Consider the following 12,535-nt stretch of genomic DNA (forward strand, 5'->3'; position numbering starts at 1 on the left):
CCCTACCTCTTGCGCTTGGAGCGAGCAGTCTTCTTGGGGGCCTTGCTCTGCGCCCTCGCCGCTTCGCGACGCTCACGGCGAGTGCCATCGACGGTGGAGTCACTGCCGCCGGCCGACGCACCCGATCGGCGGACATCGGTGCCGCCACCCTCGGCCGGACCGGAGAAGGTCAATCTCTGCTCTTCCTGCTCGTCGAGACCCTTCGCCCGCAGAGCCGAGGGCACTGCAGGAGTGGCAGGCGCAGGAGCAGTGGGTGTAGGAGCAGTGGGTGCCGGAGCCTTCGGTGCGGGTGCTGCTGCGGGTGTCGGTGCCGGGCGGCCCGAGCCCACCGGCGAGGCCAGTCCCGGAGCCACGGCAAGGCCTGCCGAGGCAGCAGGTCCTGTCGGAGCCGGCGTCGCCTCGACCTGCAGGTTGAACAAGAAGCCGACCGACTCCTCTTTCAGACCGTCGAGCATGCCCTGGAACATGTCGTAGCCCTCGCGCTGGTACTCGACCAGCGGGTCGCGCTGCGCCATCGCACGCAGGCCGATGCCCTCTTTCAGGTAATCCATCTCGTAGAGGTGCTCACGCCACTTGCGGTCGAGCACGGACAGCAGCACTCGCCGCTCCAGCTCGCGCATCCCGTTCTCGCCGGCGATACCGTCGATCTCGGCTTCACGGTTGGCGTAAGCGGACCGCGCGTCCTCGAGCAGCGCCTCACGTAGTTCGTCGCGGCTGAGGTCGCCCTTCTCGCCGTCCTCGTTCTCCCCGGCCAGAACCTTGTGGTCCACGCCTACCGGGTAGAGGGTCTTGAGCGCGGTCCACAGCTGCTCGAGATCCCAGTCCTCCACGTACCCCTCAGCGGTGGCACCGTCGACGTAAGCGGTGATCACGTCGGTGATCATCCCCTCGACCTGACCCTCCATGTCGGCACCCTCGAGGATGCGCCGCCGCTCCTCGTAGATGACGGTGCGCTGCTGGTTCATCACCTCGTCGTACTTGAGGACGTTCTTGCGGATCTCGAAGTTCTGCTGCTCGACCTGAGTCTGAGCACTCTTGATGGCCTTGGACACCATCTTGGCTTCGATCGGTACATCGTCGGGCAGGTTGAGCCGGGTCATGATCGACTCGAGTGCGCCGCCGTTGAATCGGCGCATCAATTCGTCGCCGAGCGAGAGGTAGAAACGCGATTCGCCCGGGTCACCCTGACGGCCCGAGCGGCCTCGGAGCTGGTTGTCGATACGACGCGAGTCGTGCCGCTCGGTACCGAGGACGTACAGGCCGCCGGCCTCGCGAACAGTATCCGCGTCGGCCTTGACCTGTGCCTTGACCTCTTCCAGAGCAGGCTCCCACGCGGCCTCGTACTCCTCGGGGGTCTCGACCGGGTCCAGGCCCTGCTTCCGGAGCTTCAGGTCGGCGAGGATATCCGGGTTACCGCCGAGAACGACGTCGGTACCGCGGCCGGCCATGTTGGTCGCCACAGTCACCGCGCCCTGCCGACCGGCCTCGGCGATGATGGTCGCTTCCTGCTCGTGGAACTTCGCGTTCAACACGTTGTGGGCCACGCCCCGCTTGGTGAACTGCTTCGACAGGTACTCCGAGCGCTCGACGCTGGTGGTACCGATGAGGACCGGCTGGCCCTTCTCGTGCCGCTCGACCACATCGTCGACGACGGCGTCGAACTTGGCCTCTTCGGTCTTGTAGATCAGGTCTCCGTTGTCCACGCGGACCATCGGACGGTTCGTCGGAATCGGAATGACGCCCAGACCGTAGATCTGATGCAGCTCTGCTGCCTCGGTCTCGGCCGTACCGGTCATGCCCGAGAGCTTGTCGTACAGGCGGAAGTAGTTCTGCAGTGTGATCGTGGCCAGAGTCTGGTTCTCGGCCTTGATCTCCACCTTCTCCTTGGCCTCGATCGCCTGGTGCATACCTTCGTTGTAGCGGCGTCCCACCAGGATGCGACCGGTGAACTCGTCGACGATGATGACCTCGCCGTCGCGGACGATGTAGTCCTTGTCCTTGGTGTAGAGCTCTTTGGCCTTGATCGCGTTGTTCAGGTAGTTCACCAGCGGCGAGTTGGCGGCCTCGTACAGGTTGTCGATGCCGAGCTGATCCTCGACCAATTCGACGCCTGCTTCGTGCACACCGATGGTCCGCTTACGAATGTCGACCTCGTAGTGGGTGTCCACCTTCAACATCGGCGCGATACGGGCGAACTCTCCGTACCACTTGCTCGACGCGTCGGCCGGCCCCGAGATGATCAGCGGCGTTCGAGCTTCGTCGATGAGGATCGAGTCGACCTCGTCGACGACGGCGAAGTTGTGCCCACGCTGCACGAGGTCGTCGAGCGAGTGCGTCATGTTGTCACGCAGGTAGTCGAACCCGAACTCGTTGTTGGTGCCGTAGGTGATGTCGGCGGCATACGCGGCGCGGCGTTCCACCGGCGTCATACCGGAGAGGATCACGTCGACCGAGAGACCGAGGAAGCGGTGGACGCGGCCCATCCACTCCGAGTCACGCTTGGCGAGATAGTCGTTGACCGTCACCACGTGCACACCGTCGCCCGAGATGGCGTTGAGGTAAGCGGGAAGAACACAGGTCAGTGTCTTACCTTCACCGGTCTTCATCTCGGCGATGTTGCCGAAGTGCAGAGCGGCACCGCCCATGACCTGAACATCGAAGTGCTTCTGCGAGAGAACGCGCCACGACGCCTCACGAGCAACCGAGAAGGCCTCGGGCAACAGCTGGTCCAGGCTCTCCCCTGCGGAGTACCTCTCCCTGAACTCCGCGGTCTTGCCGCGCAGTTCGTCGTCGGAAAGGCTCTCGACGTCGGGAGACAGGGTCGAGACGTGGTCAGCGATGTTCTTGAGGCGCTTGACCATGCGACCTTCACCAACACGGAGCAGCTTGGAAAACGACAGCGACGGCACGGGCTTTCTCGTCCTCGATCCTCGGTTCACGGGTACTGACACGAACAACTGCATCACGAACAACACTGCGTTGCGAACAACACTGCATCACAGTACGAGCTCACGGGTCCATCACCACGGCATCCGCGCGGCGGGTGACCCGAACGCGTCCATGGTAGGCGGTGCCGCTGCGGGCGCGGCAAACCGAGTGTCGGTCGTAGGAGATCCCGGGTTCGCCATCCGGACAACACCGACACGGCATCGACACAGCACTGCAGGCCCGACGTGGGGATCATGTCCCCCGGCATCGAGCCTGCAGCGGTGAAGTGATTTCACGGACGGCGAACGAACTCTGCCGCCGCGAACGGGCGGGTCAGGTGAGTCTGATCAAGCCGTAATCGAAGGCGTGCCGTCGATACACGACCGACGGTCGGTCGGTGGCACTGTCGTGGAACAGGAAGAAATCGTGGCCGACGAGCTCCATTTCGTACAGCGCATCGTCGACGCTCATGGGAGCGGCCGAGTGAATCTTGGTACGCACGATGTGCCCGGGGCCGCTCTGATCGTCCTCGAAGGAATCGAGCTTCGTATCGGGGTCGAGTGCCAGCGTGTCGTCCTCGGCGAGTTCGGCGGTGGCCTCGGCGACGGAGACAGGCCGTTTCTCTCCGTAGTGCACCTTCCGACGGTCCTTGGTTCGCCTGAGTCTGCTCTCGAGTTTCGACGTCACCGCTTCGAGGGCGGCATAGAAACTGTCGGCGCACGCTTCGGCTCGAACAACCGGACCCTTGCCCTTCGCGGTGATCTCCACGCGTTGACATGCTTTGGCCTGACGGCGATTTCGTTCGTGCTGCAGTTCGACATCGAACAAGTAGATGGAGGGATCGAAGCGCTCGAGGCGAGCCAGTTTTTCGGAGACATATATCCGGAAATGGTCCGGTATCTCGACGTTGCGGCCCTTGACCACAACGTCCGCGTTGCTCTTGGCGGGTTCTTCCGAAGGCTTCTCGTCGAAGAAAACCGAGGCTTGTGAAGGGGTCGTCACGCGTACCTCCCGATATCGGCCACGCCCACTGTTGGACGTGGCAAGTGTGCATGCCGAATGGGGAACCTTCCGGCATCAGAGTCCGGGGCATCACCTCGCATCACTGTCTCTTCGGGTCGTTCCTGGGGGCTTCGCTCCTACCCGTCAGGTACGTGTCCGCGACGTTAGTCGGTCATCGACTCGTGTGCCACCGTTCACCGGGAATTGGTTGTCGGCGTGTCTTCCTCGGGAGCTCTCAGGCACTGGCCACGACGAGTGCGCCGGCGATGGGTACTCCGAAATCGCTTAACACTCTTGCCGATTCGGCCAATGTGGCACCGGTGGTCACCACGTCGTCGATCAACAGAACGGTGAACGCCGCCGCCTGCGACGCACCTCCGCCGAATCGTGGGCGACGGACCCCCACTGCCTCGATCCGACCCGCCACGTTGTGCTGACGTTGTCCGGCCGACAACCCGACCGAATCTCTGGCTCCACCGGACATTCGCAGCAACTCGGGCACGAGAACTCGCTCCGGTGCCAATTCTTCGGCCGCGATCCGCGCGCATCGCAGGACAGGATCACCCCCACGCGCCCGGGCCGCGCGGGCCCGAGAGGGAGCGCAGACCAGAATCAGCGAGCCGAGCTCCGGGGGATCGATCTCACCCGCCTCACGCAGATGTCCGACGGCCACTGCCAACGCACGTCCGAGTGGCCGAGCCACCGACCGGCGACCCCGTTCCTTCACGGCGATGACGGCGCTGCGACGGGGTCCGCTGTACGTGCCGAGAGCCCAACACGGCACACCGGGATCGACACGCGGACGAACGGGGATGGGTGGAACGAACAGTGCCTCACGACACGCGCGGCACCAGTTCTCCCCCGGCACTCCACAACCGGCGCACTCGAGCGGGAGCACCAGATCGAGGAGTGTTCGCATGAGCGTCGAGTCTGCCCGCACCCACCGACACGGGACTCCGCGACATCAGCCGGGCAGAATCGGCACTGCTTTCACGCCGGCCAGGCCGGTGACCTCGCGCCAGTAACGGTCGCCGACCGGATCGGCGTTGTTGAGCGCAAACACCGCACGTGCGTCGGCCACGTACTCGGTTTCCGGCGACGCATCGACCGCCAGCACCGGAGTGGTCAGGTTGCGCGACGGAAGGGCGTCCATCCTGGATCCATCGACCGTCACCTGCACCACCGGTGTGTCCGTGGCGACTCTCGCGATCACGATGGTGTCTCCGGTGGACCAGTCCAAACTGGTGGCGTCACTGCCGAGTCCGATGGCCACAGCGCGGGGTGAGGTCAACGAGTACACGCCCGAGGGATCACGCACCACCGTCGCCACGTACACGACGCCGTCGACGATGAGCGCTGCTCGTACGCCGTCGCGGGCCAACCGCAGTTCGGTGATTCGGGTGCCCAAGGTCGTGACGGCGGTGGCGTCGACGGGGATCACGGAGACCTGACCGGTGGAGGGATCACGAGCGGCTCGGATGACATTGGTGCCGTCGATCACCGCCCAGGCCGCGTTGTCGTCCGACCCCCAGGTGGGCCGCGTGATCGACTGCCCTTCGGCCACCGGGAACGCGCCACCGTCGTAGCTGCCCACCATGAGAGTGCTCGACGGAGCAGGCGCGGGCCGCCCGGTGTCCGCGACTCCTGCCACGAGTGTGCCGTCGTTGGACAGCGCCACCGAGCGAAGATTGCGGGCCTGCCCGAAGTACCCGGGGGCGGGTGTGGTCTCCGTCTCGTCGACCTCGAGCAATCCGCCGGACGCGAGGGCGTGCAGCCCGATGGTGGCGTCGGTGCCGCCGAGTGGATCGAACGAGTCGACGCCCGCGGTCGTCCACCCGTCGGGCTTGGTCGTATCGATCGGTTGACCGTCGGCCAGCAGCACGTACGGGCCGGCCACCTCGGCCGACGCCAGGGTCCAGATCACCTGAGCGGCAAGGAGTTCGCGATCGCGGTCACCCTTGTTCTGTAGGCCGCCGAAGTCGATCTTGATGCCGCCGAGCCCCACCCCCACCTGAGAGGTCTGACCGTCGGCCTTGGTGATCGGCCCGCGGATGCTCACGTCGTCGGACAGTTCGTTGCTCACTGCCGCCGACAGAGCCGACTTGGGACCGTCGATGAGCAGCTGCACGAGTTGATTGGCCAGCTGGTCCTGCGATCCGCTCGTCCAGCGGACATCGGGCACGAGCACGCCGCCGAGAGGATCCACGAAATAGAGCGATCGCTGCTGATAGGTGTTCAGAAATGCGGATCGATCGATGACGACACCGGGCGGAAGCTTGGAGATTCGCCATTGACCGTCCACCCGCGTCATCTCGATCGCAACGTCGAAGGTGTCCGAACCTGCCTGATACTCCCCGCCCGAGGCCAGCATCCCGGCCGTCGTCGAACGAATCGTGAACTGCGCGGTATCGGCGGTACGTGGTCCGGACAGGGTGTCGATCCGGTCCGCGACGACGGTTCGCGCCCCGTCGTCCCAGGTCCCCGACGCCTCCTCGGTGAGAAATTGCCGAGCGGCCTGATGCCTGTTGGCGGAGACGGCGCTGGCCTCGAAGAAATCGTCCAGCAAGCGATCCGGTTCGCGTCCGGGCTCGGGGGCCGGCGCACTCGTCGGCACGGCACCGTCCGTCAGGGTTCCGATTGCCTGAGGGCTGGAGGACTCGGGCAGGCTGGCACACCCACCGACGAGCGCGATCGCCAGTGCGCAGATCGCCAGTACCCGACTACCGCGACGAGCCGATCGAATCACGTCACCGACTCCGAGGCCGACGACTTCTGCGCGGACGTCTTCGGGGCGGTGATCGCCGGAATCGGCTGCCCCTGCGCGTACTTCTTGGTGCTGGGCTTGAGGGGCAGCGGAGATCCGATGACCTTGTGCCCGCGCACGAGTGGCAACGTGAGTCGAAAGCATGCGCCTTCCCCCACTGCACCCCACGCTTCGAGCTTACCGTCGTGCAATCGGGCGTCTTCTACGCTGATCGCCAGCCCGAGCCCGGTGCCGCCGGAGCGACGGACGCGAGAGGGATCCGAGCGCCAGAACCGATTGAACACCAACTTTTCCTCGCCGGGTCGCAGGCCGATTCCCTGGTCGCGCACCACGAATGCTGCCGCGTCGGCATCCGAGCGCAGGCGCAGCAGCACCGGCTTGCCTTCGCCGTGATCGAGTGCGTTGGCCAGCAGGTTCCGCAGAATCCGCTCCACTCGCCGTGGGTCCACCTCGGCGACGACCGCGGTCTCGGGCATGTCGACGATCACTTCGGTGCCGGTCTCGCGCGCCAGGTGTCGAACGGTGGACACCGCTGCGCGCGCGCACATCCGAAGATCGAGTTGTTCGGCAGCCAGTTCGGCCACACCCGCATCGTGTCGACTGATCTCGAGCAGGTCGCCGAGCAAAGTCTCGAAGCGATCCAGCTCGTTGACCAGCAGCTCCGAGGATCTCTTGAGTGCGGGTTCGAGATCGTCACTGGCGTCGTGAATGAGGTCGGCGGCCATCCGCACCGTGGTGAGCGGGGTCCGCAGTTCGTGGCTCACGTCGGAGGTGAACCGGCGCTGCAGATTACCGAATTCCTCGAGCTGGGTTATCTGCTTGGACAGGCTCTCGGCCATCTCGTTGAACGACATCGCGAGCCTGGCCATGTCGTCCTCACCGCGAACCGGCATGCGCTCCTTGAGCCTGCCGTCGGCGAAACGTACTGCGATGCGCGACGCGGATCGAATGGGCAGCACCACCTGCCGTGCGACGAGCATCGCGATCGCGGCGAGGAGTACCAGCAGCACCACTGCCCCGATGAACAACGTGCCGCGTACCAACGACAGTGTCCGGTCTTCGCTGGCGAGCGGGAAGATGAGATACAGCTGCAGCGCCGAGATGTCGGATCCGGTGGGCGATCCCATGATGAGAGCCGATCCTGAATAGCCGCCGTCACTGTCGGTCACGGTCGCGTACTGCGAACTGATCAGGCCCTTCTTGACGAAGTCGCGCAAGCTGTTCGGGATCTGATCGACCGGCCCGACCGACGCCTCGGCCCGGGTGGCGTCACCCTCCACGATCAACACCGGATCGAACGATCCCGCCGACCCTGTGGTCGACGCGGCGTCCAGGTCCTGGTTGGTCAGTGCTGCTCGCGCTCGTTCCAGGCGCGTCGCGAGCCCGCTCGAATCGTCGGCACCCGCCAGATTGCCCTCGACGGTGGTTCGCGATCTGTCGAGCTCCTCGGTAGCCGCCGACAACTTGGCTTCGAGTAACCGATCGGTGATCTGAGAGGTCAACACCACACCGAGAATGAGGATGACCACCAGAGACAGCGTCAACGTCGACACGACGACGCGGAGCTGCAGAGACCGTCGCCAGGCATGGCCGAGCGACGTACTCAGCGAGCGAAACCACCGCAGCAAAGGGGAAAATTTGCCGTTGATTCGTCGCCGAGAGTGGGAAAAACCGATCACGGCGGTCCGGCCTTGTACCCGACCCCCCTCACGGTCAACACCACCTCAGGGTTTTCCGGATCTTTCTCGACTTTGGCGCGCAGACGCTGAACGTGCACGTTCACCAGTCGGGTGTCGGCGGCATGACGGTAGCCCCACACCTGTTCGAGCAGCACCTCGCGGGTGAATACCTGACGCGGCTTGCGGGCCAACGCCACCAACAGATCGAACTCGAGTGGTGTCAGCGACACCAGTTCGTCGCCGCGGCTGACCTTGTGTGCAGGCACGTCGATCACGATGTCTGCGATGGACAGCAATTCGGCGGGTTCGTCCTCGGTCCTGCGCAGGCGCGCTCGGACACGTGCGACCAGTTCCTTGGGCTTGAAGGGCTTCATGATGTAGTCGTCCGCACCGGACTCGAGGCCCAGCACGACATCGACGGTATCCGTCTTGGCCGTCAGCATCACGATCGGAACGCCGGAATCGGCCCGCAGTACGCGGCAGACGTCGATGCCGTTCATCCCGGGAAGCATCAGGTCCAGCAGCACCAGATCCGGCCGGTTCTCGCGCACGGCCGCCAACGCTTGGGTGCCGTCTCCGACCACGAAGGGCTCGAATCCCTCACCGCGCAACACGATGGTGAGCATCTCCGCCAGAGCCGAATCGTCGTCCACAACCAGAATCCGAGGCTTCATGCTCCTATGGTGTCACTTTCGGCTCGCCTGATGGCTGATTGGACAACTCGGCGGCGAGTCGATCGGGATCTACGTCGGCAGTGACGACCTGCCACGGCGATACCCAGTTCGCCGCCGCGAGAGCGGCGTACACGGCCGAGGTTCGGCTCTGCAGTGAGCCGTCCCGTTCGTACGCATCCCGGGTTCGGGCGACGTCCGCACTCTCACGCGCCGCAGCCCGCTCGGCGGCAAGTGCCACCGGCACGTCGAGCAAGATCTGAATGTCCGGAATCGGAACTCCGAAGCGCTCGAATTCGAGCGCCCTGATCCATTCGACGGCCCCACCGTCTGCAGTCTGTTCCAACCGAGCAGCGGTGTACGCGGCATTGGACGCCACGTACCGATCGAGAAGAACTACATCGTTGTGCGAGAGCAGCTTTCGGACCTCGTCGACCGCATCCCGGCGATCGAGCGCGAACAGCAGAGCCATCGCGTGCACGCTGCCGGCGGTATCGCCGTGTTCGCCGTGCAGCGCCTCCGCCGCAAGATCGGCGTGCACCGATCGGTCGTACCTCGGAAATCCGATACGCGCGACGTCGAGTCCGTCGCGTTCCCACGCCGAAACGAGCCGACGGGCGAGCGTGTTCTTGCCCGCTCCGTCGACTCCTTCGATGACGAAAAGCTGTCCCACCGTAGGTCAGTAGCGGTAGTGCTCGGGCTTGTACGGGCCCTCGACGTCGACGCCGATGTACTCGGCCTGCTCCTTGGTGAGCTTGGTGATCGAGCCGCCGAGTGCTTCGACGTGAATACGCGCGACCTTCTCGTCCAAGTGCTTGGGCAGGCGGTAGACCTCGTTGTCGTACTCGTCCGGCTTGGTCCACAGTTCGATCTGAGCAATGACCTGGTTGGAGAAACTGTTGCTCATGACGAACGACGGGTGACCGGTCGCGTTGCCGAGGTTCAGCAAGCGGCCCTCGGAGAGCACGATGATCGAGTGCCCGTCCTTGAACTGGTACTCGTCGACCTGCGGCTTGATGTTGATGCGCGTGACATCGGCGGCCTTCTCCAGCCCGGCCATGTCGATCTCGTTGTCGAAGTGGCCGATGTTGCCCAGGATTGCCTGGTGCTTCATCTTGCGCATGTGCTCGAACGTGATGATCGACAGGTTGCCCGTCGAGGTGATCACGATGTCGGCCTGCTCGATGAACTCCTCGACCGTGCGCACGTCGAAGCCGTCCATGAGCGCCTGCAGCGCGTTGATCGGGTCGGCTTCGGTGACGGTAACGCGTGCACCCTGGCCCTTGAGCGCCTCGGCGCAGCCCTTGCCCACGTCGCCGTAGCCACAGACCAGCACGGCCTTGCCGCCGATGAGGACGTCGGTGCCGCGGTTGATGCCGTCGATCAGCGAGTGGCGGGTGCCGTACTTGTTGTCGAACTTGCTCTTGGTCACCGAGTCGTTGACGTTGATGGCCGGGAACGTGAGTTCTCCGGCGGCCGCGAACTGGTAGAGCCGGAGCACTCCGGTGGTGGTCTCCTCGGTGACGCCCTGGACGGACGCGGCAACCTCGGTCCACTTGGACTTCGACGCCTCGAGCGAACGGCGCAGCAGGCCGAGGAACACCTTGTACTCGTCCGAATCGTGATCGTCGTCGGTCGGCGGGACGACACCGGCCTTCTCGAACTGCGCGCCGCGCAGCACCAGCATCGTGGCGTCTCCACCGTCGTCGAGAATCATGTTGGCGGGCTGCTCGGGCCAGGTGAGCATCTGCTCCGCCGCCCACCAGTACTCCTCGAGGCTCTCGCCCTTCCACGCGAACACCGGGACGCCCTTGGGCTCCTCGACGGTTCCGTACGGGCCGACGACGACAGCCGCAGCTGCATGGTCCTGGGTGGAGAAGATGTTGCACGACGCCCACCGGACCTCGGCTCCGAGCGCCACCAGGGTCTCGATCAGCACCGCGGTCTGCACGGTCATGTGCAGCGATCCCGAAACTCGCGCGCCCTTGAGCGGCTGTACGTCGGCGTATTCGCGACGCAGCGCGATCAGACCGGGCATCTCGTGCTCGGCGAGCCTGATCTCCTTGCGGCCGAATTCTGCGAGCGACAGGTCTGCGACCTTGAAGTCGATTCCACCGCGGTGCTCCACGGTGAGTGCCGATCCTGACGTAACTGAGGTCGTCATCTTGCCTCTCCTGTTGACTGAGTGTCTGTCCACCAGGCTATCGGGTCCGCGCGGTGGTAGTACCGACTGCCCGGGGGGACGAGTCCACACCGAGTGTCTGCGCTATCCGTTTCGTCCGGCTCGGGCCAGAATTCGGGCGCGCTTGCGGGGAAGGATGTTGGCACGGGTGACATCGCCTTGGTAGTGCGCGAGTACCCGTGGGTCCATCACTCGACGCCACAGCGGCGGGATTGCGGCGAGTATCACCATCGACGCGTAACCGGCCGGCAGCTGTGGAGCTTCGTCGCAGGAGAGCAGGGTCTGATAGCGCTTGCCGGGATTGGCGTGGTGGTCACTGTGTCGTTGCAGGTGGTAGAGAAATATGTTGGTGCAGATTCTGTCGCTGTTCCAGCTGTGGCGGGGTGAGCACCGAACGTATTTGCCGCGGTCGTTCGTTTCGCGGAGCAAGGCGTAGTGCTCCACGTAGTTCACCATCTCGAGCAACACGAATCCGACGACGGCCTGCAGCAGAAGATACGGCGCGATAGCGGGGCCGAACACGACCAGCAACGTGCCGAACAGCACTGCGCTCAGCAACCAGGTGTGCAGCAGCGCATTGGTCGGGCTCGCGACCGAGCGACCCTTGCGCCGTAGTCGCTGCGCCTCGAGCCTCCACGCAGAGACGAGTCCGAACACCGTGCTGCGCGGCACGAAGGTCCACACGCTCTCGCCGAGCCGCGCGCTCGCGGGATCGTCCGGGGTCGCTACTCGAACGTGATGACCGCGGTTGTGTTCGACGAAGAAGTGTCCGTAGAGCGTCTGAGACAGCGCGATCTTGGCCAGCCACCGCTCGTGCTGCTCGATGCGATGACCCAGCTCGTGAGCTGCGTTGATACCGGTGCCTGCCACCAGACCCACCGTCACGGCGAGTCCGATCTTGTCCACCACGGTCAGGTTTCCGTACGCCCACATCCAGCATGCAACGATCAGCCCGATGAACTGAATGGGTAGGAAAAGGTAGGTACACCAGCGGTAGTAGCGATCGTTCTGCAGTTTCTCGCTCGCCGACTCGTCCGGGTTGTGCCCGTCTTCACCGGCGATCAAGTCGATCACCGGAATGATCACGAAGAACACCAGAACACCGCTCCACCAGAAGATCTGCATGCCCGTCCAGTAGACCAACTGTGACGGCAGCAGCGCCGATGCCGGGGCCAGGAGCCCCAGCATCCACAAATAGCGTTTGTTGTCCTGCCAGCGAACCGAACGTCCACCGGCCTTCGAATCCCGCCCCCCGAAAGCGACACCCGAATCCTTCGTGGAAGTGATTCGGCCGTTCGCATTCACTGTG

At 64.4% G+C, this 12,535-nt stretch carries 9 protein-coding genes; all 9 read right to left on the reverse strand.

Features of this window, described 5'->3' with window-relative positions:
* Positions 1–2: 2 nt before the first annotated feature.
* The 9 genes from secA to CH305_RS25185 all read right to left on the reverse strand — a co-directional run bounded on the left by secA (position 3) and on the right by CH305_RS25185 (position 12,414).
* Positions 3–2,909: a preprotein translocase subunit SecA gene (secA, locus tag CH305_RS25145; protein WP_094610672.1), complete on the reverse strand. Its 2,907-nt coding sequence runs from the start codon at positions 2,907–2,909 to the stop codon at positions 3–5.
* A gap of 352 nt (positions 2,910–3,261) precedes the next feature.
* Positions 3,262–3,930, reverse strand: coding sequence for a ribosome hibernation-promoting factor, HPF/YfiA family (gene hpf, locus CH305_RS25150; RefSeq protein ID WP_032376902.1), 669 nt, complete (start codon positions 3,928–3,930; stop codon positions 3,262–3,264).
* Between the two features lie 235 nt (positions 3,931–4,165).
* The gene (locus CH305_RS25155) at positions 4,166–4,849 is read right to left on the reverse strand and encodes a ComF family protein (RefSeq protein WP_080734611.1); all 684 of its coding nucleotides are present in this window, start codon (positions 4,847–4,849) and stop codon (positions 4,166–4,168) included.
* Between the two features lie 45 nt (positions 4,850–4,894).
* A complete protein-coding gene (lpqB, locus tag CH305_RS25160; RefSeq protein ID WP_094705168.1) occupies positions 4,895–6,676 on the reverse strand; it encodes an MtrAB system accessory lipoprotein LpqB in 1,782 nt (593 codons plus the stop codon).
* A complete protein-coding gene (mtrB, locus tag CH305_RS25165) occupies positions 6,673–8,373 on the reverse strand; it encodes an MtrAB system histidine kinase MtrB (RefSeq protein ID WP_032403073.1) in 1,701 nt (566 codons plus the stop codon). The genes lpqB and mtrB overlap by 4 nt, the downstream gene beginning before the upstream one ends.
* Positions 8,370–9,047, reverse strand: a complete 678-nt coding sequence (gene mtrA, locus CH305_RS25170) for an MtrAB system response regulator MtrA (protein WP_027496508.1) — start codon at positions 9,045–9,047, stop codon at positions 8,370–8,372. The genes mtrB and mtrA overlap by 4 nt, the downstream gene beginning before the upstream one ends.
* Positions 9,048–9,051: 4 nt before the next feature.
* Entirely contained in the window at positions 9,052–9,717 is a 666-nt protein-coding gene (locus tag CH305_RS25175; protein WP_094618769.1) for a dTMP kinase, read from the reverse strand.
* Between the two features lie 6 nt (positions 9,718–9,723).
* Positions 9,724–11,208, reverse strand: coding sequence for an adenosylhomocysteinase (ahcY, locus tag CH305_RS25180; protein WP_037155789.1), 1,485 nt, complete (start codon positions 11,206–11,208; stop codon positions 9,724–9,726).
* Between the two features lie 102 nt (positions 11,209–11,310).
* Positions 11,311–12,414: an alkane 1-monooxygenase gene (locus CH305_RS25185; protein WP_230592470.1), complete on the reverse strand. Its 1,104-nt coding sequence runs from the start codon at positions 12,412–12,414 to the stop codon at positions 11,311–11,313.
* Between the last annotated feature and the right edge of the window lie 121 nt (positions 12,415–12,535).

The sequence above is a fragment of the Rhodococcus sp. 15-649-2-2 genome, assembly GCF_002258645.1.
Taxonomy (GTDB): Bacteria; Actinomycetota; Actinomycetes; order Mycobacteriales; family Mycobacteriaceae; genus Rhodococcoides.

Bases quoted from the DNA above. Each gene is read 5' to 3' on its own strand.
- CH305_RS25155 (WP_080734611.1), bottom strand. From the start codon at position 4,849: ATGCGAACACTCCTCGATCTGGTGCTCCCGCTCGAGTGCGCCGGTTGT.
- mtrA (WP_027496508.1), bottom strand. From the start codon at position 9,047: ATGAAGCCTCGGATTCTGGTTGTGGACGACGATTCGGCTCTGGCGGAG.
- ahcY (WP_037155789.1), bottom strand. From the start codon at position 11,208: ATGACGACCTCAGTTACGTCAGGATCGGCACTCACCGTGGAGCACCGC.
- CH305_RS25185 (WP_230592470.1), bottom strand. From the start codon at position 12,414: ATGCTGGGGCTCCTGGCCCCGGCATCGGCGCTGCTGCCGTCACAGTTG.